The following is a 22,835-nucleotide window of genomic DNA, read 5'->3' as shown; positions in this document are numbered from 1 at the left end:
TGGATCCACCTGTTTCCAGCGGTGGATCTGACACAATGGAATACAACACTTCAGAACTGTGCGACATCTATCAGGACATGGTGGATGTGCTCGAACCCATGCTCTGCTCCTTCGGCGGCCGCGCCTCTTTCGGCGGCGTCATCACCACGGTCAAGTGCTTCGAATCGAACGGTCTTATCCGTGAACTGGTCAAGGAGAACGGCGTTGGTCGCGTGCTGTTGATCGACGGTGGCGGCTCCATGCGTCGTGCCCTGATCGACAGCGAGATCGCCACCACGGCGGCGGAAAATGAGTGGGAAGGGATCGTCTGCTACGGTTGCGTCCGTGAGGTCGATATCCTGGAAGATCTCGACATCGGCATTCAGGCCCTGGCGGCCATTCCGGTGGGCGCCGACAGCAAGGATATCGGGGAAACCGATCTGCCGGTCAACTTCGGCGGCGTCACCTTCCTGCCGGATGACCACCTCTATGCCGATACCACTGGGGTGATCCTCTCCCCCGATGCCCTCGACATCGAGTAAACAGCGCTGAGTGAAAATGGGAGCCCTGGCTCCCATTTTTTATGCCCGCTGATGGCGGAAAAGACGCAAAAAAAGAGGGCCAGTAAACTACTGGCCCCTTAACTGGAAGCAATGTGAGCAATGTCGTGCCTTCACAAGAAGCCCATCACGTTGGAACGAATGAAGTCTTTCCCGGAAAACAAGGTAACAATAATCATTCTCATTTAACTGTGCAAGCCTTATTTGCGAAGATCGCAAAAAAATTGACCACCCATGGGGGTGGTCAATCTCGTCAGGCTTGTCGCGTAGCAGCTTGCAGGCCAGCCAATCCGGCCTCCCCCACCAGCTTGCGGCTGAGATAGCGCAGCAGCACACCGTAAAGCGGCACAAACAACCCCATACTTATCAGTAACTTGAATACGTAATCCACGGTCGCGATCTCGACCCAGTGCTCGGCCATGAAGGGATCCGCGCTGCGCCAGAAGGCGATGCTGAAGAAGGCGATGGTATCCACCAGATTGCCGAACAGGGTGGAGGCCGCCGGTGCCACCCACCAGGCTTTCAGCAGGCGCAGGCGGTTGAACACCACCACATCCATGAACTGGCCCACCAGATAGGCCATAAAGCTGGCTAACGCGATCCGGGCAACAAAGAGATTGAACTCTGCCAGATTGCCCACCCCCTGGAAGCTCCCTTCGAAGAAGAGCACCGAGAGCACGTAGGACACGGTCAATGCCGGCAGCATCACGGTCTGGATGATCTTGCGCGCCAGGCCGGCGCCGAAGATCCGCACCGTCAGATCGGTGGCCAGGAAAATGAACGGGAAGCTGAAGGCACCCCAGGTGGTGTGGAAGCCAAAGATGGTGATCGGCAGCTGCACCAGGTAGTTGCTGCTGGCAATGATCAGGATGTGGAACAACGAGAGACGCATCAGTGCCGTCTGGTACTGAGCCGGAGTCAGGTTCATATTGTGACCTTTTTGGTTAATGGGGTTAGGGAACCCATATCGCCACCATGGCGATAATCAAGGGGCGAGATTATACGCCCCAAAATTGATAGTTCAATCTTTATGCGGTTATCTCAAGGGATTGACTCGCATCGCACGCAAAGCTCACTCCCGGGACTGCCGAGCCAGCCAGAGCAGCGCCTCCGCGTCGTCCGGCTGCACCGCCGCCAGCCAGCAGCCGCTGTAATGCTCGTACTCGAGCCGAAAGCGGCTGCCTTCAAACTCCAGCAGCCAGCTGTGGCGATCCGCCCCCCACTCCCGCTCGAGGGCTGCCAGCTCCCACTCCTGCAACAGGGCCTCGGCCAAGGTCGGGAAGCTGTCCCAGTCAAGGCCCGGGCAGGTCAGCATCACCACCCCGGCTTCCCTGTCTGTCTGCGTGATACGCCAGTTCATCTGTGGTTCCTCAACTGCTGCACGAGAGCTCGCCCCCGCAATACCAGCCCGGATGCGGAGTGGCGAGATCCTCGTATGCCGGTTGCTCATCATAGGGATGCTGCAGGGCCGCAAACAGCCGCTCGAACGGCGCCATGTCGCCCTGCTCTGCCGCCTCGATCACCTGCTGGGCCAGCGCGTTGCGCAGCACATACTTGGGATTGACTGCATCCATCTGCCCCTTGCGCACGCCATCCTCGCTCCCTTCCCGGGCGAGGCGCGCCCGATAGGCCTCAAGCCACCCTTGCCAAGCGGCAGGCTCCAGCAGCAGCGCCAGCAGGCTGGCGGGCCACGCTCCCTCTCGCGTCACCTCACCGAGACGTCGCAGGAAGAGGTGGTAATCCACCTTGTGCGCCGCCAGCAGCCGGAACAACTCGCGGAACAGCGCCGGATCCTCCTCTTCCCACACCGCCAGCCCCAGCTTGGCGCGCATCAGCTCGGAGTAGTGCAACATCAGCTGGTGCTCGTACTGGGCCAGGGCCGACGCGAGCGCGTCGCCATCCACATGGCCGGCCAGCGCCTGTGCCAGCTTCTGCAGGTTCCAGTATCCGACCGCAGGCTGCTGATCCAGCGCATAGCGACCATCCGGATCCGAGTGGTTGCAGACGAAGTCCGGCACATAAGCGTCGATGAAACCGTAGGGGCCGTAATCCAGGGTCAGCCCGAGCAGGGACATGTTGTCGGTGTTCATCACCCCGTGACAGAACCCCGCCGCCTGCCACTTGGCGATGAGCCGCGCGGTGCGGCGCACTACTTCGGCAAACAGCTCGGCGCCATCGGCCAGCTCGGGGAAGTGGTAACGCCGCACATAGTCGATGAGGGCCGGGATCTTCTCCCCCTGCCCGCTCCAGGCGAAATACTCGAAATGACCGAAGCGCAGATGGCTCGGCGCGGTGCGCAGCACGGTCGCCCCGCTCTCCACCTGCTCCCGGTAGACAGGCTCGTCACTGCCCAGCAGCACCAGAGCCCGGGTGGTGGGAATGCCGAGGGCATGCAGCGCCTCGGAAGCCAGGTACTCGCGAATGCTGGATCGCAGCACGGCACGGCCGTCGCCGAAGCGGGAGAATGGCGTCTTGCCCGCCCCTTTGAGGTGCAGGTCCCAGCGGCTGCCATCCGGCGCCAGCTGCTCCCCCAGCAGCAGGGCGCGGCCATCCCCGAGGCGCGGGCTGTAACCGCCGAACTGGTGGCCCGCATAGACCTGGGCCACCGGCTGCATACCCGGCAGGGGCTGCCCCTGGCCGCAACAGGCGAGCCACTGCGCCTCGCTCACCTCCCCGAGCCCCAGCTCCCCAAGCAGCGCACGGTTCAGATGCAGCAATCTGGGGCCATGCAGCGGCTGCGGGGCAACAGGCTCGCAAGCCCAGGGGAGTTCGGTGGCAAAAGTGTTGATCAACTTCATGGTGATGGGGGTTGTCCCTGCGTATGCTCGTGTCACTCTTTATACCGCCGTCGGCTCGTCGAGGCTAACAGGCGATCACGATTATTCATTTCAAGGAGAAGACGATGCAAAAGTGGGTCTATACCCTGCCCCTGCTGGCGCTTGCCTGGGGCCATCAGGCCAAGGCGGCCGACATAGACGCAGGCAAGGCCAAATCCGTGGTCTGTGCCGCCTGTCATGGCGCGGATGGCAAGGCGAGCGTCCCGACCTACCCCCACCTCGCGGGCCAGAACCAGGCCTATTTGCTCAAGCAGATGAAGGCGTTCAAGGAGGGTTCCCGTACCGAGCCACTGATGGTTCCCTTCATGGCGATGCTGACCGAGGCGGACATGGAGAATCTGGCGGCCTATTACGCCAGCCTCAAATAATGCATGGCGCCGACCAACGGGCGCCTTTCCACTGTTTGTTGTGCCAGCCTACCGGCCTGGGCCTGCTGCGGTCGATGACAAGGTCTACCAGGGCCGACCCTACCGGCGGCAGTAGTCGATGATCAGGTCCATAAAGGCCTCACCGAAGCGCTCCAGCTTGCGGTGACCGACACCGTTGACCGCCAGCATTTCCTCCTCGGTCATCGGCATGAGCTGCGCCATCTCCACCAGAGTCGCATCGTTGAACACCACATAGGGCGGCACCTCTTCATCCTCGGCGATCTGCTTGCGCAGGGCGCGCAGTTCCTTGAACAGCCGCTTGTCATAATTGGCGTTGTCGAGCAGGCCGTTGCGCTTCTCCTTGCGGCTGGAGATGGGCTGCAGGCGGGGGACTGCCAGTTCCAGCTTCATCTCGCCACGCAGCACGGGTCGAGCCGCTTCGGTCAGCTGCAACACCAGATTGCGGGTGATGTTCTGGGTCAGCAACCCCTTGTGGATCAGCTGGCGGATGACGCTCATCCAGTATTCGTGGCTCTGATCCTTGCCGATGCCGTAGGTCGACAGCTTGTCGTGACCGTGATCCTTGATGCGCTGGTTCAGCGATCCGCGCAGCACCTCCACCACATAACCCACCCCGAAATTCTGTCCCACCCGCCAGACGCAGGAGAGCGCTTTCTGGGCGTCTTCGGTGCCGTCATAACTCTGGGGCGGATCGAGGCAGATGTCGCAGTTGCCGCACGGCTTGTCGTTGTACTCGCCGAAGTAGTTGAGCAGCACCTGACGGCGGCAAGTCTGCGCCTCGGCGAAGGCCGCCATCACGTTGAGCTTGTACTGCTCCACCTGCAACTGCTGTGGGTTTTCGATGTTGTCGAGCAGCCGGCGCACCCGACCGATGTCGGCGGGATCGTAGAGCAGCAGCGCCTCGGCCGGGGTGCCGTCGCGCCCGGCACGGCCGGTTTCCTGATAGTAGGATTCGATGTTCTTCGGGATGTCGTAGTGCACCACGAAGCGCACGTTGGGCTTGTCGATGCCCATGCCGAACGCCACCGTCGCCACCACGATCTCGATGTCATCCTTGAGGAAGGCCTCCTGGGTCTGCTGACGCAGCTCCAGCGGCAGACCGGCATGATAGGGTGCCGCCTTGCAGCCGTGACGGGATAGCCGCTCGGCCACCTCCTCCACCCGGTTGCGGCTGGAGCAGTAGACGATGCCGCAGTTGCCCTTCTGGCTCTGCACGTAGCGCAGCAGCTGCTCCGCCGCCTTGAACTTTTCCACCAGGCTGTAGCGGATATTGGGCCGATCGAAGCTGGCGGTGTGGATGAAGGGATCGTTCAGTTCCAGCCGGTGCAGCATGTCGCTGCGGGTCGCCTCGTCGGCGGTGGCGGTGAGCGCTACCACCGGCACCTGGGGGAACCACTGCTTGAGCCGTCCCAGCGCCGCGTATTCCGGCCGAAAATCGTGCCCCCACTGGGAGACGCAGTGCGCCTCGTCGATGGCGAACAGGCCGAGGGGCAGCTCCGCCAACCGGTCCATGAACTCGTGCTGCAGCAAACGCTCGGGGGAAACATAAACCAGCTTGATCTCGCCCCGGCGCATGGCGGCGAAGTTCTGGATCATCTCTTCCCGGCTCAGTGCCGAGTTGATGTAGACCGCCGCCACGCCGTTGGCGCGCAGGGTGTCGACCTGATCCTTCATCAGCGAGATGAGGGGGGAGACCACCACACCGAGCCCGGGTCGCAGCAGCGCCGGGATCTGGTAGCAAAGCGACTTGCCGCCGCCGGTGGGTTTGAGCACCAGGGCATCGCGCCCCGCCACTATCTGCTCGATGATCTCGAGCTGGCCCGGCCGAAACTGCTGATAGCCAAACACCGCCTGCAACAGGGCAAGGGGATTCTCTGGCTGAGGGTCAGGCAGGGTTTCGGCAATGACGGTCATGGGCTCTCCTTTGGGGTCGCCATTCTAAAGCAGCCGCCGCCCACAATAAACCTGCCATTGCGAGTGTTAAGGAAGTGTTGCAGACTGGCTGGAGTTTTTACTCGGCTTTGATGACAGGGCGGACTGAAGGAATGAAACAGATGCTCAAGAAGATGGCGCTCAGTGGCATAGCCAACCTGTTCGCCGAAAAAATGCCCTTCAACAAGCTGATCGGCATGCAAGTCACCCACTACGACTTCGACAAGGTGGAGCTGCGCATCAAGATGGAACAGAAGCTCATCGGCAACCCTTTCCACAACATACTGCACGGCGGCGTCACCGCCAGCCTGCTCGATGTGGCGGGCGGCATGATAGTCGCCGCCTCCTGCATCGACGAGTTGGAGGACTTCTCCCCCAGCTATCTCAAGGAGCGCTTCTCGCGGCTTGGCACCATCGATCTGCGAGTGGACTATCTTCGTCCCGGTCGCGGCAACGAGTTCATCGCCACCGCCCACATCATCCGGGCAGGCAGCAAGGTCGCGGTCGCCCGCATGGAGCTGCACAACGAAGAGGGCACTCACATCGCCTTCGGCACGGGGACCTACCTCGTCGGCTAACGGTTTTTATTGCATAAAAAGTGCGCTTCTAAGCTGATTTTAATCATTAGAATTCTCACCCCCTCTTCCGCTCAGGGTCCATACTGAAAGTCGGGATTCTGTGCAGAGGGAGGATTGCAGACGATGAGCGCGATACTGGCTACCCAACCATCCAGAGCCTTGCTGACACGACTTGAGGCCATGCGTGAAGAAGTGCAGACCCCAGAGTGCCGTCACTGGTTGGAACAGGAGCTGGAGGGGTATTCTCTCTGTTCACCCCTGCCCTGGTATCGCATCATTGCCTGTCGGCAACGCGGTCACTTCCTGAATCTGAAGACGGGAAAATATCTGACTTGCCATATCGGCAGCCAAACGCTAAGCCAACGCGACCTGGCCCAAGTTCAGTTCATCTATGCCCGTGAACCCGCCGCCCACTATTTACTGCGTCACGATTCCCATATCGAGCCCTGGCCGGAATCACTGCTGGAAGCGTATCGAGAGCAGCTGATCCCTGGTCATCTCTGCCTGCAAGCCTGGCATGAGCCCGTGTCTTCGCTGCGTTCACAACTGATGGAGGGAATAGCACATTTCATTAGTGAGTACCCCAAGCATGCGGCCCTGCAAACCCAACACGGTTTCAAGGCATTGCGGCATCAACACTGGCATATCTGAATGAGCGCCTGGGGCGCAAGGAGGGCACCATCGACAAGACCCATAACGAGATTGTCACAATCTAGAGTGCCGGAGTCAGGATCAGACTCCACCAGTGGGGCCACCGAGCGGTGGCCCTTTTAGTTGGGCAAATGAGGGGGATCGGAGCAGGAGCAGCAATCGACAATGGAAATGTCAGCTTTGCTTCAACAGACCAAATGCGAAAAGGCCGCTCATTGAGCGGCCTTTTCAAATGTGGTCGGTGTGAGAGGATTCGAACCTCCGACCCCTTCGTCCCGAACGAAGTGCGCTACCAAGCTGCGCTACACACCGATGTCTGCGGGGCGAGAATTTACCGAAAGCCCCGACCCGACACAAGCCTTTTTTTGCATTCACTCTAAAAAAATGGCTTTACGCTCAATAATTCAGCGAGCCGCAGCAAAAATCGCCACAAGGCATCTTTCCGCCTGCCTTCAGCCCTGTCGAGACAACCTGAACTCGGTCGGCCCCAGCAAACGCCGGCTCCAATCCGCCACCACTCCATGTTCCAGCCAATGAGCCGCATGCTGGCGCCAGTTGGGAGAGAGCGCCGGGTTCTCCAGCAGCAGTTGCAGGTCTTCCTCGTTGCGAGCCTGGTTGTACAGGATGTCGGCCGTGCGCTTCACCGTCAGCTCAGGGTAGGGTCTGTCCACCAGTGTCAGCTCCCCCTGCGGCTCCACCCTTCCCTCTTCCAGCACCCGCAGCAGCCAGCCACAGCGGCCACTCAGCTGCATCACCTGGGAGAGCTGGCCATAGCCAAAGCGCTGGTTGAGCTTGAAACAGGGGGATCTGGGCTGGCTTATCTGGATCAGCGCCTCCCCAAGTCGATAGACATCGCCGATGCAGGCCTGCGCCTCCGTCAGCCCCGAACCAGAGAGATTCTCGCCAAAGGCGGCAGGCTGCCAGGGTGTGCGTGGTACAGGCAGTCCCAGCGCGGTTTGCCAGGTTTTCCACCAGGCGTAGTGCTCCGCCGGGTAATGGTGCAGGGCCCGATCCGGGCCGCCATGATGGCGTCTGTCGCTCTGCTCATCCCCGCGAAGGCCGAGGAAATCACACCACAGAGGGGCGTCGGCAGGCTGCTTGTGGATGGCACTGATGAGGCCGGGGGCCTGCTCTGGGTTCAGTTCGGCGCTCTGGCCGATGAAGAGGGAGATCCGCATTCCATTCTCCTGACGGATGGGGGAATGCGGATCTTATCACGGGGCAGGTCAGGCAACTGCCTGCATCTGGGTGGTCATGGCGATTTCGGCACGGCGGCGTTTCTCCGCCCGAGCCATCAGATACCAGCTACCGAAGGTGAACAGGGATACCGACAGCAGGATCAGGCTCGCGATGGCGTTGATCTCGGGCTTCACGCCGAGGCGCACCGCCGAGAACACTTCCATCGGCAGGGTGGTCGAGCCCGGGCCGGAGACGAAGCTCGCCAGCACCAGATCATCCAGCGACAGGGCAAACGACATCATGCCACCCGCCGCCAGCGACGGGGCTATCATCGGGATGGTGATCAGGAAGAACACCTTCCAGGGCTTGGCTCCCAGGTCCATGGCCGCCTCCTCGATGGAGAGATCCAGCTCCCGCAGCCGCGCCGACACCACGATTGCCACATAGGCGGTACAGAAGGTGGTATGTGCTATCCAGATGGTCAGCATGCCCCGCTCCGCGGGCCAACCCACCAGCTGGGCCATGGCCACGAACAGCAGCAGCAGGGAGAGACCGGTGATCACCTCGGGCATCACCAGCGGCGCCGTCACCATGCCGCCGAACAGGGTCCGGCCACGGAAGTGAGGGATCCGGGTCAGCACGAAGGCCGCCACTGTCCCCAGCGCCACCGCCGCGATGGCGGTGTAGAAGGCGATCTCCAGGGAGCGGAACACGGACCCGATCAACTGTTTGTTGTCGAGCAGGCCGAAGTACCACTTGAGCGACCAGCCTCCCCACACCGTCACCAGCTTGGAGGCGTTGAAGGAGTAGATGACCATGATGATCATGGGCAGGTAGATGAACAGCAGCCCCAGCCACAGCATCAGCTTGGCAAAACCGAAACGTCTCATGCCTTGCCCTCCAGCTCTTTGGCCTGGTTGCGGTTGAACAGGATGATGGGAATGATCAGCACCGCCAGCATCACCACCGCCAGGGCGGAGGCCACCGGCCAGTCACGGTTGTTGAAGAACTCCTGCCACAACACCTTGCCGATCATCAGGGTCTCCGGACCACCCAGCATCTCGGGGATGACGAACTCGCCCACCACCGGGATGAAGACCAGCATGCAACCGGCGATGATGCCGTTCTTGGAGAGTGGCACCGTGATCTGCCAGAACCGGGTCAGGTTGCGGGCACCCAGATCGGAGGCCGCCTCCAGCAGGCTCTGGTCGTGCTTGACCAGGTTGGCATAAAGCGGCAGCACCATGAACGGCAGGTAGGAGTAAACGATGCCGATATAGACCGCCAGGTTGGTATTGAGGATCTGCAGCGGTTCGTCGATCACCCCGATGCCCAGCAGGACGCTGTTGAGCAGGCCGTTGTTGCTGAGGATCCCCATCCAGGCGTATACCCGGATCAGGATCGCCGTCCAGGTCGGCATCATGATGAGCAGCAACAGAACGGTCTGGGTCTCCTTGTTGGCCCGCGAAATGGCGTAAGCCATGGGATAGCCGATCAACAGGCAGAGCAGGGTACTGACCAGGGCTATCTTGAGGGACCCCAGATAAGCCGCGATGTAGAGCTCATCCTCCTGCAGCAGCAGGTAGTTGCCCAGGTTGAGCAGTATGGTGAGCTGATTGTCTGCCCAGCTCACCACGTCCGTGTAGGGCGGGATGGCCACGTCCGCTTCGGCGAAGCTGATCTTCACGACGATAATGAAGGGCAGCAGGAAGAAGAGGAACAGCCAGAAGAAGGGGATGCCGATGACCAGCTGCCGCCCTCCCACCTGTTTGAGTCGTCTCAATGCCTTCATGATTGCAGCACCACGCCGCTGTCATCTTCCCAGTAGAGGAACACCTGGTCATCCCAGGTCGGCCGTTTGCCGTGGCGTTCGGCATTGGCGATGAAAGCCTGAACGATTTTGCCCGAGGGCAACTGGATGTGATACACGGAATGGCCGCCCAGATAGGCGATGTCATAAACCTCGCCCTTGGTCCAGTTGAAGTCCGGATGCTCGATCTCTTCCGGCTTTTGCAGGCTCATCAGCAGTTTTTCCGGACGCAGGGCATAGGTGACCTTCTTGTTCTCCGCCCGGGAGCTGATGCCGTGACCCACATAGATGGGCTGCTCCAGATCCGCACAGGCGATGATGGCGTGGTCCTGCTCATCCTCCACCAGCAGGCCGTCAAACAGGTTGACGTTGCCGATGAACTCGCACACCAGCCGGCTGGCCGGGGTTTCGTAGATGTCCATCGGGCTGCCGATCTGCTCGATGCAACCGAGGTGCATGATGGCGATCCGCTCGGCCATGGTCATGGCTTCTTCCTGATCGTGGGTCACCATGACGCAGGTCACGCCCACCCGCTCGATGATCTCGACCAGCTCGAGCTGCATGGTGGAGCGCAGCTTCTTGTCCAGCGCCCCCATGGGCTCGTCCAGCAGCAGCAGCTTGGGACGCTTGGCCAGGGAACGGGCCAGGGCCACCCGCTGACGCTGACCACCGGAGAGCTGGTGCGGCTTGCGGCGGGCGTACTGGGTCATCTGCACCAGCTTGAGCATCTCTTCCACCCGGGCATCGATCTCCGCCTTGGGCAGGCCATCCTGCTTGAGGCCGAAGGCGATGTTCTGGGCCACCGTCATGTGGGGGAACAGGGCATAGGACTGGAACATCATGTTGATGGGGCGTTCATAGGGCGGCATGTCGGTAATGTCGACGCCGTCGAGGAACAGCCGTCCTTCCGTGGGTCGCTCGAACCCGGCCAGCATCCGCAGCAAGGTGGACTTGCCGGAGCCGGACCCACCCAGCAGGGCGAAGATCTCGCCCTTGTGGATGTTGAGAGACACGTTGTCGACCGCCAGCGTTTCGTCGAACTGCTTGCTTACCCTGTCTATTTTGACCAGCACTTCTTTACGCTGCTGGCTGCCCTCGAGGGCTTTCTTGTAGGCACTGGAGGCTATCGCCATTACCAAACTCCCAAAGGTGATTCCGGCCTGGGCCGATCCATCAATACAATCTGGCGCCCCGGGATGGGCGCCAAGGTTAGGTTCCGGATTTGATCTTGGTCCAACTCCGGGTGATCAGGCGCTGCACCGAGCGGGGATGTGCTTCCTGCACATACAGACGCTCAAGCACCGCCTGGGGGGGATAGACAGACTCGTCCTCGCGCACGGCCTTGTCCATGAACTCTCCCGCCTTGATGTTCGGGTTCGCGTAACCCACATAGTCGCTCACCTTGGCGATGACCTGCGGTTCGAGAATGTAGTTGATCAAGGCGTGAGCCTCTTTCACGTTGGTGGCATCGGCCGGGATCGCCATCATGTCGAACCAGAGATTGCCACCCTCCTTGGGGATGCTGTAGGCAATATTGATCCCCTTGCCCGCCTCCTCGGCCCGGGACGCCGCCTGCAGGATGTCGCCGGAGAAACCCGCCGCCACGCAGATGTTGCCGTTGGCGAGATCACCGATGTACTTGGAGGAGTGGAAGTAGGCCACATAGGGGCGCACCTTGAGCAGCTGCTCTTCGGCCCGCTTGATATCCGCCGGCTCATGGCTGTTGGGGTTGAGCCCCAGGTAGTTGAGGGCCGCCGGGATCATCTCGTCCGCCGAATCGAGGAAGGCTACGCCGCACTGGGAGAGCTTCTTCATGTTTTCCGGCTCGAAAATGGTCGCCCAGGAGTCAATCTTGTCGACACCCAGTACTTCCTTGATCTTGTCGACGTTGTAACCGATGCCGTTGGTGCCCCAGAGGTAGGGCACGGCGTACTGATGGCCCGGATCCACCTTCTCGAGCTGCTTGAGCAGCAAGGGGTCCAGGTTGCTCAGGTTTGGCAGCAGGGTGAGGTCCAGCTTCTGGAAGGCCCCCGCCTTGATCTGCTTGGCCAGGAAATTGTTGGAGGGCACGACCAGATCGTAGCCGGTGCGTCCGGTCAGCAGCTTGCCTTCCAGCGTCTCGTTGGAGTCAAACACGTCGTAGACGGTCTTGATCCCGGTCTTCTGCTGAAAGTCACTGAGGGTGGTCTCGCCGATATAATCGGACCAGTTGTAAAAATGAACCACAGGGGCTGCCTGGGTCAGATTTGCAAACCCCAGGGTCAGGGCCAGCGTTGCCATCTTGGTCATGTGCACTTATCAGTCCTCATTTGTGTGATTTTGCCAGTCGCGCATCCATACGCGCCGTCCAACCTGTCGGGTGGTCACCACCCTCCCGGCCGAACTGCGGACCGGGAGGGGTACTCGTCACTCTTACTTGCCTGACTTGATCTTGGTCCAGCTGCGGGTCATCAGACGCTGCACCTTGGCCGGCAGATCCGGGAAGGTGTAGATCTTCTTGAGGGTATCCGGCGTCGGGTAGATACCCGGGTCGGTACGGATCGCCTCGTCCACCAGCGGCGTGGCCGCCTTGTTGCCGTTCGGGAACTGCACCACGTTGGTGATGTTCGCGATCACGTCCGGCTTCATCAGGTAATTGATGAAGGTGTGGGCCGCCTCGACGTTCTTGGCATCCGCCGGGATGGCGATCATGTCGAAGAAGCTGCCTGCCCCCTCTTTCGGAATGGTGTAAGTCAGGCTGACACCGTTCTTGGCCTCGGCGGCACGCGCCTTGGACTGCTGCAGGTCACCGGAGTAACCGACCGCCACGCACAGGTTGCCATTGGCCAGATCCGAAATGTACTTGGAAGAGTGGAAATAGGCGGTATAGGGACGGATGGAGAGGAACAGCTCCTCTGCCTTCTTCAGTTCATCCGGCTTCTGGCTGTCCGGCTTGAAGCCCAGGTATTGCAGGGCGGCCGGCAGCATTTCGGTCGGCGAGTCGAGGAAGGAGACACCGCACTCCTTCAGCTTGGCCATGTTCTCCGGCTTGAACACCAGATCCCAGGAGTCCACCGGAGCATCGGCCCCCAGCACGGCCTTCACCTTCTCGGCGTTGTAGGCATAGCCGATGGTGCCCCACAGGTAAGGGATGGAGTATTGGTTGCCCGGATCGCTCGGTTCGAGCGCCTTGAGCAGGTCGACGTCCAGGTTCTGCCAGTTGGAGAGTTTGGACTTGTCCAGCTTCTGGAAGACACCTGCCTTGATCTGCTTGGCCAGGAAGGGGTTGGACGGTACGACGATGTCATAGCCCGACTTGCCAGCCAGCAACTTGGCTTCCAGCACTTCATTGCTGTCGAACACGTCGTAGACCACCTTGATGCCCGTCTCCTTCTGGAAGTTTTCCAGCGTATCCGGCGCGATATAGTCGCTCCAGTTGTAGACGTGCAGCACCTTCTCGTCGGCCATCGCCCCGGTACTCATCATGACCAGCGCCACGGAAGCAGCCATCATTCCCTTTTTAAAAGACATAGTCCTTGTCTCCTAAGCAAATTGTATGCGTAAGCCAACCTGCCCGGTTCCCGCCTATTCCCGCAGCTTTGCAGCCGTCAGGTCCAGACTGAGCCTGGCCAGTTTGACCAATTCATCCACCTGTTCCTCGGTGATCACCAAGGGGGGCGATATGATCATGGTATCGCCGACAGCCCTCATCACCAAGCCATTGTTAAAACAGAACTCCCGACAGGTCATCCCGGCATGGAGCTCGGCCGGGAAGCGACGTTTCGTCTGCTTGTCCTGCACTATTTCCAGCGCGGCGACCAGGCCTTTTCCACGGGTTTCCCCCACCAGAGGATGGTCCGCCAGCTCAGCCCAGCGGCGCTGCAAATAGGGGCCGATACTATCATGAACTCGCTTAACTATGCTCTCCCTTTGCATAAGCTGGATGTTGGCAATGGCCACGGCGCAGGCGACCGGATGACCGGAATAGGTGAAGCCATGGTTGAACTCCCCCCCCTCTTCCACCAGCACCCTGGCTACCCTGTCCCCCACCATCACGGCGCCCATCGGCAGATAGCCGGAGGTAATGCCCTTGGCCAGGCACATGAGGTCCGGTTTGATGCCAAAACCTTCACTGGCAAACCAGTGGCCGGTGCGGCCAAAGCCGCAGATCACCTCGTCTGCGATGAGCAGGATGCCGTACTGGTCGCAGATGCGCTGGATCTCCGGCCAGTAGCTCTCGGGGGGAATGATGACCCCCCCCGCACCCTGGATAGGCTCGCCGATGAAGGCGGCCACCTTGTCCACCCCCAGTGCCAGGATCTTCTCTTCCAGCTGGCGGGCACGGGCCAGACCGAACTCGTGGGCGCTCATGCCCTCTCCCTCACCGAAGTGATAGGGCTGGTCGATGTGTACTATGCCCGGAATGGGCAAGCCGCCCTGGGCGTGCATCCCCTTCATGCCGCCCAGACTGGCCCCCGCCACGGTGGAGCCGTGATAGGCATTGTGGCGGCTGATGATCACCTGCTTGTCAGGTTGTCCCTTGCTGGCCCAGTAGTGGCGCACCATGCGCAGCACGGTGTCGTTGCACTCCGAGCCCGAGCCGGTGAAGAAGACGTGGTTGAGGTGGGAAGGGGTGATCTCGGCCAGCAGGGTGGCCAGCTCGGCAGCAGGGGGGTGGCTGGTCTGGAAGAAGAGGTTGTAGTAGGGCAGCTGCTGCATCTGGCGAGTGGCGGCATCCACCAGCTCCTGACGGCCGTAGCCCATGTTGACGCACCACAGACCCGCCATCCCGTCCAGAATGCGCTTGCCTTCGGAGTCTTCCAGATAGACGCCTTCGGCCTTGGTGATGATGCGACTGCCCTTCTTGTTCAGGGCCTGAAAATCGGTAAACGGATGCAGATGATGGCTGGCTTCCAGTTGCTGCCACTCACGGGTGGTGTGCTGCATTGCTTGCTCCTCGGTTCCTTCGATTCGGCGAATCTTGTCGCCATTCATGAGGGCACGGATGGCCTGCCCGGTCACTGCCATTCACGGGGCTGGCACTCTCTTGCCTGCTCGATGCCTTTCCATGGGGCGAACATCGTCGCCAGTTGATTGCAGGTGACCCCCTCTCCATTGCGAGAGTGGCCCTCACCTATACTCGGTGCCTTCCGGGTCGCGGGCGCCGCCGCGAGACGGGCCTTCGGCCCCTTGCTTGCGATATGACGGGGAGAGGCCTCGCCTCCCCCGGGGACAGATCAGACGTTCAGCAGCAGGAATTCCCGTTCCCAGCGGCTGATCACGCCGAAATAGGTCTCGTACTCCTTGCGTTTGACGGCCACGAAGGCGCGGATGAAGCGCTCCCCCAGCATGTCCTTGATGGGTTCACACTGCTCCAGGTGGCTCAGCGATTCCTCCAGCGAGCGGGGCAGGCTGTAGGGCAGGTCATAGGCACTCGCCTTCATCTCCTGCATGGGTTCGAGCTTCTCCAGCATGCCGAGGTAGCCGCAGGCCAGGGTGGCGGCCAGGGCCAGATACGGGTTGGCATCGGCCCCGGCGAAGCGGTTCTCGACCCGACGGGCGCTCGGTTCGGAGAAGGGTACCCGCAGGCCGCAGGTGCGGTTTTCCACCCCCCACTGCACGTTGCGCGGCGCACTCTCGCCAAAGGTGAGGCGGCGGTAGGAGTTGACGTTCGGCGCCAGCAGGGCGGTCACTGCCGGGGTGTATTTCTGCAGGCCGGCGATGAAATGCATGAACAGATCGGAGTTGCCCCCTTCGCTGGTACCAAACAGGTTGTTGCCATCCATGTCTTCCAGGCTCTGGTGGATGTGCATGGCGGAACCCGGTTCGTTGCTCATGGGCTTGGCCATGAAGGTGGCATAGATGCCGTGGCGATGGGCGGCCTCGCGCATGGTGCGCTTGAACAGAAACACCTGGTCGGCGAGATCGATGGCATCCCCGTGCAGGAAGTTGATCTCCATCTGGGCGGCGCCGGATTCGTGGATCAGGGTGTCCACCTCCAGCTCCTGGGCCTCGCAATAGTCGTACATGTCCTCGAAGATGGGGTCGAATTCGTTCACCGCATCGATGCTGAACGACTGGCGGGCCGTTTCCGGGCGGCCGTTGCGGCCCACCGGCGGCACCAGCGGATAGTCGGGATCTTCGTTGCGGGTCACCAGGTAGAACTCCAGCTCCGGCGCCACCACCGGCTTCCAGCCCTGCTTCTCGTAGAATGACAGAACCCGGCGCAGCACGGAGCGGGGAGCGATGTCGATGAGCTTGCCGTTGACGTCAAAGCAGTCGTGGATCACCTGGGCGGTGGGCTCCAGCGCCCAGGGTACGAAACGAATGGTGTTGGGATCGGGATAGAGCTGCATGTCCCGCTCCAGCGGGTCTATCATGCTGTCGTCATCCGGGTACTCGCCGGTCACCGTCTGGGTGAAGATGACCTCGGGCAGCCGCATGCCCCCCTCGCGCAGAAACTTGTTGGCTGGAATGATCTTGCCTCGGGCATTGCCGGTGAAATCCGGAAACAGGCACTCCACTTCCGTGATGCGATTGCTCTCCATCCAGCCCTTGATACTGTCCATGTTAAACCCCGACTTTACGGTTGCCATTGTCAAGGGTGTCTAATATAAGGAACACCCTTGTTAAGAAAATGTAATCGACCACACCATAAAAGCCCGTGATAAAGGCCTTTGTCAAGCAGCGGTGTTTAAAAAACTATAAACAACGGCCTGTATAATGACCAGCGCGGCACCAAATACTAAACACTTTGTGTCACGATCAGCCCACTGCAAGCTCGATGCCAACGGCGGCGGGATCTCGTTCGATACTCAGTCAGACCCTGTCGGAGAAGGCCCATTTCTTTGCAAGGGCGCACACTCCTTATCCAATTTCCTTTGCATGTCTGCATTTTTTTGGTACAAGGCCCGCCCTGATTTGCACTCTCCTGCATGGATTTGGTGCAAAACGGGATACAAGGGCTTGGTCTGACGACAGACAGCCCCCATCAATGGGTAACATTGGGAAACTGACTGGTAGCAAACCGTATGTGTGATTTCATGACAGAAGACCAACTGACCTTCTACAAAGGCCAGATCGAGCGACAAATCCTTGAGCTCGAAGAACGTCTCAACTCCCAGGCCAGCCAGGCTATCGCCACCGATACCAACGAGATGGCGGATGAAATTGACCGTGCCAGTGTCGAGGAGGCCCGTCGCCTGGAGCTGAACCGCATCGAGCACGACAAGTTGCACCTGCGCAAGCTGAAAGGGGCGTTGAAGCGGATCAATGAAGGGGATTTTGGCTATTGCGAATCCTGTGGCGACGAGATCTCTCTCAAGCGGCTGCAGGCCCGTCCCGAGTCCCGCTTCTGTGTTGAATGCCAGAGCACCAAGGAATTCAACGACACTCACGTGTTCCGTCGCGTCGCCTGATGCGGCGAACAAGCCCGGCCTCGGTACGAGCCGGGCACAGGGCAGGCCATGCCCGAAGATGACGCGGCCGGGTGATCCCCGGCCCCTTTCACAGCAAGAGCATGACAACTTCTGTTAGACTCCGGGCAAGTCCCGGATCCTACAGGAGATCAAAGCGTGAAATGGCTCATCAGGCTGTGCTTGTGCCTGCCATTGCTGGCACAAGCACAGACGCTCACCGTCAAGGTCCCCAGCCGACCGATCAACGATCTCGACAACGAATACCAGCTCAAGCTGCTGGAACTGGCGCTCAACCACGCCGGGCAGCCCTACAAGCTGGAGCGGGTCGACCTCAATCTCAACCAGTACAGCCTCCAGCAGGCGCTTGCCAAGGGCAAGGTCATCAATGTGTTCTGGATGGGTACCTCCAGCGCGCTGGAATCCTCCCTCACCGCAGTGCCAATCCCGCTGTTTCGTGGCCTGGAAGGGCTGCGCCTCTCCTTCATCCACGCCGATGCCCAGGAGCGGTTCAACCAGATCAACACCCTGGCAGACATCAAGAAACTGAAAGCCGCCCAGGGAGTGGGCTGGGCCGACAACAAGATCCTGGAACTAGCAGGCATTCCCACCTATGCCGGGCGCTACAGCAACCTGTTTCGCCTGATGAATGACGGCGACAAGCTGGACTTCTTCCCCCGTGGTCTGGTGGAAATCTTCGCCGAACGCAGCGAGCTGGCGGCACAATATCCCAACCTGGTGATCGATCAGCACCTGCTGATCCGCTACCCCTTCGCCGAGTTCTTCTTCGTCAGCCCGGAATCGCCGAAGCTGGCCAAGGCGATCCAGACCGGCCTCGAGCGTGCCTATGCCGACGGTAGCTTCATGGCGTTCTTTCGGGAGAACCCCAAGATCCGCGAGGCCCTGGCCAGCGCCAATCTGGAGCAGAGAGTCACCATCGCCCTGCCCAATCCCGACATGACCCCCTTGCTCAAAAGCATTCCGGCCCAATATTGGGAATATCCACCGTCTCAGGAGTAAATGGGCACGATATCCGGCGTTGAGAATATCCACCGCTGCGAGCATGAGCAGACACGGCCTCCGGTGTTGGAAATATCCACCGCTGCGAGCGTGAGCAGACACGGTATCCGGCGTTAGGAATATCCACCGCTGCGAGCGTGAACGGACACGGCCTCCGACGTTGGGAATATCCGCCGCCGGGAGCGTGATCAGCCGCGGGTCATCCCATCCGGTGGGCGCAGCCCGCCGCAGACGCACAGGAACGCGAGGTCGCCCGTCCTCAATACGCGCACCAGGGAGGTGCCATGAAACGACTGGATGACTGGTTTCGCGACTATGGCCAGAGCCATCAACACCCCGTCAATGTGGCCATCCACAAGGTGGCGGTGCCAGGCATCTACCTCTGCATCCTGGCACTGCTCTGGTGCCTGCCCGCAGGTCCCCTGCCAGCGTCCCTCAACTGGGCGGAGCTGGCGGCCATCCCGGTGCTGGTCTTCTACCTGCGGCTGTCGTTGACGATCTTTACGGGGATGACGGCCCTGACCGCCCTGGGGCTGGCCTTCTGCCACGTCTGGCAGGGGCCGCTGCTGTGGCCTGCCCTTATCGGGTTCGTGCTGTTCTGGATAGCCCAGTTCGTCGGTCACCATATCGAGGGGAAACGCCCCTCCTTTCTCACCGACCTGCAATTCCTGCTGGTAGGCCCCGCCTGGGTGCTGGCCAGCCTCTATCGTCGTTTGGGCATCCCTTTCTGAGGGAGGCCAACAGGAGAGACCATGAGACATCTTCAGACCCTTGCTCGCACCCTGCCCCTGCTGCTGGGGGCACTGATGGCCGGCCCGGTGCTGGCCGACAAGGCCGATCCCGTCGGCGAGGTGAGCACCGCTTTCAAGCTCCTCGGACCCAACCACAAGATCCTGGTGGAGGCGTTCGACGACCCTAAAATCGCCGGTGTCGCCTGCTATCTGGCCCGCCCCAAGACCGGCGGCGTCAAGGGCGGACTCGGGCTGGCGGAAGATCCCTCCCACGCTTCCCTCTCGTGCCACCAGATCGGCCCCATCACCCTGCCCGCCAGGCTGAAGGCGGGGGAAGAGGTGTTCGACGTCAGCACCTCGCTGGTGTTCAAGGAGCAGAAGGTGGTGCGTTTTTACGACGAGAAGCGCAATGCCCTTGTCTATCTGACTTACAGCACCAAGTTGGTGGATGGTTCGTACAAGAGTGCAGTGAGTGCCGTCCCCATCATGCCCTGGGGTTGAAACAGCACCACTTATCCCGTGATGACGGTCACTATTTGTTGTAATTTAACCACATCATTATCTACGGAGAGCGCACCATGAGAGTCGCCGTTTTCAGTACCAAGAGCTACGACAAGGAACATTTCCACCAGGCCAACGCCCAGTACGGTTTCGATCTGGAGTTCTTCGACGTGCGGCTGGAGGCCAAGACGGCCCGTCTCGCCCACGGCTTCCCCGTGGTCTGCCTGTTCGTCAACGATGATGCCGACCGCGAAGTGCTGACCGAGCTGGCGCAGTACGGCACCAGGGTCATCGCCCTGCGCTGCGCCGGTTACAACAACGTGGATCTGGCCGCCGCCAAGGAGCTGGGACTCAAGGTGGTGCGGGTGCCTGCCTACTCCCCCGAGGCTGTTGCCGAACATGCGGTGGGCCTGATGATGACCCTCAACCGCCGCATCCATAAGGCGTATCAGCGCACCCGGGACGCCAACTTCTCCCTGGAAGGGCTGGTGGGCTTCAACATGCATGGCCGCACCGCCGGCATCATAGGCACCGGCAAGATCGGCATCGCCACCTTGCGCATCCTCAAGGGGTTCGGCATGCGCCTGCTGGTGAGCGATCCCTATCCGAACCAGGCGGCCATCGATCTGGGCGCCGAGTACGTGGATCTCGACACCCTATTCCGTCAGTCCGATGTCATCAGCCTGCACTGCCCCCTGTTCAAGGAGAACTATCACCTGCTGAACAAGGAGGCCTTCGCCAAGATGAAGGACGGGGTGATGATCATCAACACCAGCCGGGGCGGCCTGCTCGACTCCAACGCCGCCATCGAGGCCCTCAAGACCTCCCGCATCGGCGCCCTGGGGCTGGACGTCTACGAGGAGGAGGAAGACCTCTTCTTCGAGGACAAGTCCAACGAGGTGATCACCGACGACGTCTTCCGCCGCCTGTCTGCCTGTCACAACGTGCTGTTCACCGGTCACCAGGCCTTCCTGACCCGGGAGGCACTGCACGCCATCGCCGACACCACCCTCAGCAACATCCAGGCCATCGAGAGCCAGGGCCGCTCTGACAACGAAGTGGAGTGATCCCTGAGGCGTTGTCGCCACGCCATTGATCCCGCCCCGCCGGGTTGTGAGACCCGGCGGCATCGGGTAGGCTACCAGCCCTTTTTTGTACAGGAGTCTGGCCAGCATGTTCATCGGATTTGATTACGGTACCTCCAACTGTGCCGTCGCCGTGATGGAACAGGGCAGCCCCAGGCTGCTGACCCTCTCCGGTTCCCATTACCTTCCCTCCACCCTGCACGCCCCCCACCGGGACGCCATCGCCGGCCTCCTGGCCGAAGGGCTGGCCCCCGTCCAGCAGAGCGAATACCTCAAGCTGCGCGGTCCCGTGGTGACCCGGGCCCAGGCGGTGCGCCGCCAGATGCGCGAAGAGGGACTCATCGACGAGCTGAGCTTCGGCGGTGCGGCGCTGGCGCGCTATCTGGAAGAGCCGGACGAGGGCTACTACATCAAGTCCCCCAAATCCTTTCTCGGGGCCTATGGCCTCAAGGCTCCCCAGATCGCCCTGTTCGAGGACATCGTCTGCGCCATGATGCTGCACGTGCGCCGGGAGGCGGAGCAGCAGACGGGCAGCACCATCCGCCAGGCGGTGATCGGCCGACCGGTCAACTTCCAGGGACTGGCGGGGGAAGAGAGCAACCGCCAGGCCATCGCCATCCTGAGCGAGGCGGCACGCCTCGCCGGGTTCGAGCGGGTGGAGTTCCTCTATGAGCCGGTGGCCGCCGGCTTCGAGTTCGAAGCGCGCCTCACCGAGGATGCGGTGGTGCTGGTGGTGGACATCGGGGGCGGGACCACCGACTGCTCCGTGCTGCGCATGGGCCCGAGCCACCGTGACCAGCTGGATCGCAGCGGCGATCTGCTCGGTCACAGCGGCCAGCGCATCGGGGGCAACGACTTCGACATCCGCCTGACCGTGGAGGGCATGATGCCGCTGCTCGGCATGCACGAGACCCTCAAGACCGGCAAGCCACTGCCCCATCCCCTGTTCTGGGACGCCGCCGCCATCAATGACGTCAGTGCCCAGAGCCGTTTCTACAGCCTGGATACCGCCCGCCAGTTGCAGGATCTCCAGCTCGACAGCCAGCCAGGCAGCAAGCTCACGCGCCTTGCCAGCCTGCGGGCCCACAAGCTGAGCCATCAACTGGTGTGGCGCGCCGAGCAGGGCAAGATCGCCCTCTCCGACCACGAGCACAATCACCAGACCCTGAACGAGCTGGAAAAAGGGCTGGAGGCGGCACTCACCCGCCCCCAGCTGGCCAGTGCTTCCGCCCCCTTGCTGGAGAAGATTGGCGAGCTGATGGACGAGGCTATCCTGGCGGCAGGCGTGCAGCCTGACCGGGTCTTCGTCACCGGCGGCAGTGCCCGCTCCCCCCTCATCAAGGCCTTCATCCAGCAGAAACTGCCCAAGGTACCGCTGGAGGGGGGTGATGACTTCGGTTCGGTGGCCTCGGGCCTCGCCCGCTATGCCGAGCGGCTGTTTGCGGACTGAAACAGCCAGGGGAGCCATGGGGGACCTGTAGACAGGTTCGCTCGGGGCGGGTGTTGCCATTTGCCGACACCCCCTCTTCCCCCGGGGCGACAGAAGCGGTCGGGCTCCTCCCCCCTCGCCCTGCCGCCTGGGCCCGGGGACGGGTATGCTTGTCATACCCACCACCGGAGCCCCTTCAATGCCCAGATACCTGCTACTGTTGCTCGCCCTGCTTCTGCTCAGCGCCTGCAGCAGTGCTCCCCGCTTTGCCTCGCAAGACCTGCAACACCATCACTGGGTGCTCGATCGGCTGGATGGCCAGGCCATCGCCAGCCACCGCAGCAATCCCCCCGACATCGAGATCGGTGAGCACTTCACCGTCAACGGCATCGCCGGTTGCAACCGCTACTTCGGCCAGGGTCACCTCAAGGGGAACAAGCTCTGGGTCACCAGCCTCGGCAGCACCGCCATGGCCTGCCCCCCCGAACTCGATCTGATAGAGCAGGCCGTGCTCGCCACCCTGACGGAGGGGGCCACACTGAGCGGTTCCACCCAGACCCTGATCCTCCAGGGAAAACGGCACCGTTTGGAATACAGACTGCAAGACTGGGTGTACTAGGCTGTGTTCTCAAAATGCTGGTTTTCTGTCCACACATAACTCGCGCAAGTAGCGAAGGCAGAAAGCCAGTTTGATAAAGGCTGCAAAACTCTTGGCTAGCTTTTCATATCTCGTTGAAAACCGGCGAAACTTCTTCAACCA

The 22,835-nt window shown here is 61.1% G+C and carries 23 protein-coding genes, 1 tRNA gene and 1 pseudogene; 11 read left to right on the top strand and 14 right to left on the bottom strand.

The window, feature by feature from the left end; translation table 11 throughout:
- Nucleotides 1-35 precede the first annotated feature (35 nt).
- On the top strand, nt 36-521 hold the full coding sequence (rraA, locus tag J9892_RS11030; RefSeq protein ID WP_010676045.1) for a ribonuclease E activity regulator RraA: 486 nt from the start codon (nt 36-38) through the stop codon (nt 519-521).
- Between the two features lie 271 nt (nt 522-792).
- Here rraA and J9892_RS11025 read toward each other — a convergent pair whose 3' ends face one another.
- From J9892_RS11025 to J9892_RS11015, 3 genes are all read right to left on the bottom strand, one after another.
- Nucleotides 793-1,467: a 7-cyano-7-deazaguanine/7-aminomethyl-7-deazaguanine transporter gene (locus J9892_RS11025; protein ID WP_103243904.1), complete on the bottom strand. Its 675-nt coding sequence runs from the start codon at nt 1,465-1,467 to the stop codon at nt 793-795.
- 144 nt (nt 1,468-1,611) lie between these two features.
- Nucleotides 1,612-1,899: a DUF3630 family protein gene (locus tag J9892_RS11020; RefSeq protein WP_041211964.1), complete on the bottom strand. Its 288-nt coding sequence runs from the start codon at nt 1,897-1,899 to the stop codon at nt 1,612-1,614.
- A 10-nt stretch (nt 1,900-1,909) separates the two neighbouring features.
- A complete protein-coding gene (locus J9892_RS11015; RefSeq protein ID WP_161469567.1) occupies nt 1,910-3,337 on the bottom strand; it encodes a protein adenylyltransferase SelO in 1,428 nt (475 codons plus the stop codon).
- A gap of 104 nt (nt 3,338-3,441) precedes the next feature.
- Here J9892_RS11015 and J9892_RS11010 point away from each other — a divergent pair, with 104 nt between their 5' ends.
- Nucleotides 3,442-3,744 (top strand): cytochrome c, encoded by a 303-nt coding sequence (locus J9892_RS11010; protein WP_128272669.1) that lies wholly within the window; start codon nt 3,442-3,444, stop codon nt 3,742-3,744.
- Nucleotides 3,745-3,843: 99 nt separating this feature from the next.
- On the opposite strand, the gene recQ is transcribed toward J9892_RS11010, so the two are convergent.
- The gene (gene recQ / locus J9892_RS11005) at nt 3,844-5,679 is read right to left on the bottom strand and encodes an ATP-dependent DNA helicase RecQ (RefSeq protein WP_039039660.1); all 1,836 of its coding nucleotides are present in this window, start codon (nt 5,677-5,679) and stop codon (nt 3,844-3,846) included.
- 131 nt (nt 5,680-5,810) lie between these two features.
- Here recQ and J9892_RS11000 point away from each other — a divergent pair, with 131 nt between their 5' ends.
- Nucleotides 5,811-6,275, top strand: coding sequence for a thioesterase family protein (locus J9892_RS11000; RefSeq protein WP_039039661.1), 465 nt, complete (start codon nt 5,811-5,813; stop codon nt 6,273-6,275).
- A gap of 123 nt (nt 6,276-6,398) precedes the next feature.
- Nucleotides 6,399-6,926 (top strand): hypothetical protein, encoded by a 528-nt coding sequence (locus J9892_RS10995; RefSeq protein ID WP_010676052.1) that lies wholly within the window; start codon nt 6,399-6,401, stop codon nt 6,924-6,926.
- Between the two features lie 235 nt (nt 6,927-7,161).
- Here the strand turns inward: J9892_RS10995 and J9892_RS10990 are convergent.
- The 9 genes from J9892_RS10990 to J9892_RS10950 all read right to left on the bottom strand — a co-directional run bounded on the left by J9892_RS10990 (nt 7,162) and on the right by J9892_RS10950 (nt 16,463).
- Nucleotides 7,162-7,238 (bottom strand) — tRNA-Pro (locus J9892_RS10990).
- A 140-nt stretch (nt 7,239-7,378) separates the two neighbouring features.
- Nucleotides 7,379-8,104 (bottom strand): MOSC domain-containing protein, encoded by a 726-nt coding sequence (locus J9892_RS10985; protein WP_210538315.1) that lies wholly within the window; start codon nt 8,102-8,104, stop codon nt 7,379-7,381.
- A gap of 48 nt (nt 8,105-8,152) precedes the next feature.
- Nucleotides 8,153-8,995, bottom strand: coding sequence for an ABC transporter permease subunit (locus tag J9892_RS10980; RefSeq protein ID WP_010676054.1), 843 nt, complete (start codon nt 8,993-8,995; stop codon nt 8,153-8,155).
- A complete protein-coding gene (locus J9892_RS10975) occupies nt 8,992-9,897 on the bottom strand; it encodes an ABC transporter permease subunit (RefSeq protein ID WP_010676055.1) in 906 nt (301 codons plus the stop codon). Before J9892_RS10975 ends, J9892_RS10980 begins: the two co-directional genes overlap by 4 nt.
- Nucleotides 9,894-11,048 carry a polyamine ABC transporter ATP-binding protein gene (gene potA / locus J9892_RS10970; protein ID WP_010676056.1) on the bottom strand — a complete coding sequence of 385 codons (1,155 nt, stop codon included), beginning with the start codon at nt 11,046-11,048 and terminating at the stop codon, nt 9,894-9,896. Before potA ends, J9892_RS10975 begins: the two co-directional genes overlap by 4 nt.
- 76 nt (nt 11,049-11,124) lie before the next feature.
- Nucleotides 11,125-12,210, bottom strand: coding sequence for a polyamine ABC transporter substrate-binding protein (locus J9892_RS10965; RefSeq protein WP_201890749.1), 1,086 nt, complete (start codon nt 12,208-12,210; stop codon nt 11,125-11,127).
- A gap of 117 nt (nt 12,211-12,327) precedes the next feature.
- Nucleotides 12,328-13,425: a polyamine ABC transporter substrate-binding protein gene (locus tag J9892_RS10960; RefSeq protein ID WP_039039663.1), complete on the bottom strand. Its 1,098-nt coding sequence runs from the start codon at nt 13,423-13,425 to the stop codon at nt 12,328-12,330.
- A gap of 54 nt (nt 13,426-13,479) precedes the next feature.
- A complete protein-coding gene (locus J9892_RS10955; RefSeq protein WP_010676059.1) occupies nt 13,480-14,841 on the bottom strand; it encodes an aspartate aminotransferase family protein in 1,362 nt (453 codons plus the stop codon).
- Nucleotides 14,842-15,131: 290 nt separating this feature from the next.
- Complete coding sequence (locus J9892_RS10950; RefSeq protein WP_010676060.1) at nt 15,132-16,463, bottom strand: glutamine synthetase family protein; 1,332 nt, start codon at nt 16,461-16,463, stop codon at nt 15,132-15,134.
- Nucleotides 16,464-16,925: 462 nt separating this feature from the next.
- Between J9892_RS10950 and J9892_RS10945 the strand changes: the two genes are divergently transcribed.
- From J9892_RS10945 to J9892_RS10915, 7 genes are all read left to right on the top strand, one after another.
- A complete protein-coding gene (locus J9892_RS10945; RefSeq protein WP_010676061.1) occupies nt 16,926-17,312 on the top strand; it encodes a TraR/DksA C4-type zinc finger protein in 387 nt (128 codons plus the stop codon).
- Nucleotides 17,313-17,468: 156 nt separating this feature from the next.
- Nucleotides 17,469-18,329: a hypothetical protein gene (locus J9892_RS10940; RefSeq protein ID WP_210538314.1), complete on the top strand. Its 861-nt coding sequence runs from the start codon at nt 17,469-17,471 to the stop codon at nt 18,327-18,329.
- A gap of 284 nt (nt 18,330-18,613) precedes the next feature.
- Nucleotides 18,614-19,060 (top strand): Mpo1-like protein, encoded by a 447-nt coding sequence (locus tag J9892_RS10935; RefSeq protein ID WP_043153437.1) that lies wholly within the window; start codon nt 18,614-18,616, stop codon nt 19,058-19,060.
- 21 nt (nt 19,061-19,081) lie between these two features.
- Nucleotides 19,082-19,561: a CreA family protein gene (locus J9892_RS10930; protein WP_041211972.1), complete on the top strand. Its 480-nt coding sequence runs from the start codon at nt 19,082-19,084 to the stop codon at nt 19,559-19,561.
- 77 nt (nt 19,562-19,638) lie between these two features.
- Nucleotides 19,639-20,628 carry a 2-hydroxyacid dehydrogenase gene (locus tag J9892_RS10925; protein WP_042878605.1) on the top strand — a complete coding sequence of 330 codons (990 nt, stop codon included), beginning with the start codon at nt 19,639-19,641 and terminating at the stop codon, nt 20,626-20,628.
- 106 nt (nt 20,629-20,734) lie between these two features.
- Entirely contained in the window at nt 20,735-22,096 is a 1,362-nt protein-coding gene (gene yegD / locus J9892_RS10920) for a molecular chaperone (RefSeq protein ID WP_210538313.1), read from the top strand.
- Nucleotides 22,097-22,274: 178 nt separating this feature from the next.
- Entirely contained in the window at nt 22,275-22,694 is a 420-nt protein-coding gene (locus J9892_RS10915; RefSeq protein ID WP_052815785.1) for an META domain-containing protein, read from the top strand.
- Between the two features lie 9 nt (nt 22,695-22,703).
- Here J9892_RS10915 and J9892_RS10910 read toward each other — a convergent pair.
- Nucleotides 22,704-22,835, bottom strand: a pseudogene (locus tag J9892_RS10910) (IS5/IS1182 family transposase); the annotation flags it as partial.

Source organism: Aeromonas sp. Prich7-2, from assembly GCF_017939255.1.
Lineage (GTDB): Bacteria > Pseudomonadota > Gammaproteobacteria > Enterobacterales > Aeromonadaceae > Aeromonas > Aeromonas caviae.
Note: the sequence above shows the minus strand (reverse complement) of the source record. Positions and strands in the feature narration are given on the sequence as shown.

What these genes read in the sequence shown, in the direction of transcription:
- J9892_RS11015 (WP_161469567.1), bottom strand. Translation starts at nt 3,337, where the DNA reads ATGAAGTTGATCAACACTTTTGCCACCGAACTCCCCTGGGCTTGCGAG.
- J9892_RS10915 (WP_052815785.1), top strand. Translation starts at nt 22,275, where the DNA reads ATGCCCAGATACCTGCTACTGTTGCTCGCCCTGCTTCTGCTCAGCGCC.
- yegD (WP_210538313.1), top strand. Translation starts at nt 20,735, where the DNA reads ATGTTCATCGGATTTGATTACGGTACCTCCAACTGTGCCGTCGCCGTG.
- J9892_RS10960 (WP_039039663.1), bottom strand. Translation starts at nt 13,425, where the DNA reads ATGTCTTTTAAAAAGGGAATGATGGCTGCTTCCGTGGCGCTGGTCATG.
- rraA (WP_010676045.1), top strand. Translation starts at nt 36, where the DNA reads ATGGAATACAACACTTCAGAACTGTGCGACATCTATCAGGACATGGTG.
- J9892_RS10945 (WP_010676061.1), top strand. Translation starts at nt 16,926, where the DNA reads ATGTGTGATTTCATGACAGAAGACCAACTGACCTTCTACAAAGGCCAG.
- J9892_RS11000 (WP_039039661.1), top strand. Translation starts at nt 5,811, where the DNA reads ATGAAACAGATGCTCAAGAAGATGGCGCTCAGTGGCATAGCCAACCTG.
- J9892_RS11025 (WP_103243904.1), bottom strand. Translation starts at nt 1,467, where the DNA reads ATGAACCTGACTCCGGCTCAGTACCAGACGGCACTGATGCGTCTCTCG.
- J9892_RS10930 (WP_041211972.1), top strand. Translation starts at nt 19,082, where the DNA reads ATGAGACATCTTCAGACCCTTGCTCGCACCCTGCCCCTGCTGCTGGGG.
- J9892_RS10950 (WP_010676060.1), bottom strand. Translation starts at nt 16,463, where the DNA reads ATGGACAGTATCAAGGGCTGGATGGAGAGCAATCGCATCACGGAAGTG.
- J9892_RS10995 (WP_010676052.1), top strand. Translation starts at nt 6,399, where the DNA reads ATGAGCGCGATACTGGCTACCCAACCATCCAGAGCCTTGCTGACACGA.
- J9892_RS10985 (WP_210538315.1), bottom strand. Translation starts at nt 8,104, where the DNA reads ATGCGGATCTCCCTCTTCATCGGCCAGAGCGCCGAACTGAACCCAGAG.
- J9892_RS11020 (WP_041211964.1), bottom strand. Translation starts at nt 1,899, where the DNA reads ATGAACTGGCGTATCACGCAGACAGACAGGGAAGCCGGGGTGGTGATG.
- recQ (WP_039039660.1), bottom strand. Translation starts at nt 5,679, where the DNA reads ATGACCGTCATTGCCGAAACCCTGCCTGACCCTCAGCCAGAGAATCCC.
- potA (WP_010676056.1), bottom strand. Translation starts at nt 11,048, where the DNA reads ATGGCGATAGCCTCCAGTGCCTACAAGAAAGCCCTCGAGGGCAGCCAG.
- J9892_RS10980 (WP_010676054.1), bottom strand. Translation starts at nt 8,995, where the DNA reads ATGAGACGTTTCGGTTTTGCCAAGCTGATGCTGTGGCTGGGGCTGCTG.
- J9892_RS10925 (WP_042878605.1), top strand. Translation starts at nt 19,639, where the DNA reads ATGAGAGTCGCCGTTTTCAGTACCAAGAGCTACGACAAGGAACATTTC.
- J9892_RS11010 (WP_128272669.1), top strand. Translation starts at nt 3,442, where the DNA reads ATGCAAAAGTGGGTCTATACCCTGCCCCTGCTGGCGCTTGCCTGGGGC.
- J9892_RS10955 (WP_010676059.1), bottom strand. Translation starts at nt 14,841, where the DNA reads ATGCAGCACACCACCCGTGAGTGGCAGCAACTGGAAGCCAGCCATCAT.
- J9892_RS10935 (WP_043153437.1), top strand. Translation starts at nt 18,614, where the DNA reads ATGAAACGACTGGATGACTGGTTTCGCGACTATGGCCAGAGCCATCAA.
- J9892_RS10975 (WP_010676055.1), bottom strand. Translation starts at nt 9,897, where the DNA reads ATGAAGGCATTGAGACGACTCAAACAGGTGGGAGGGCGGCAGCTGGTC.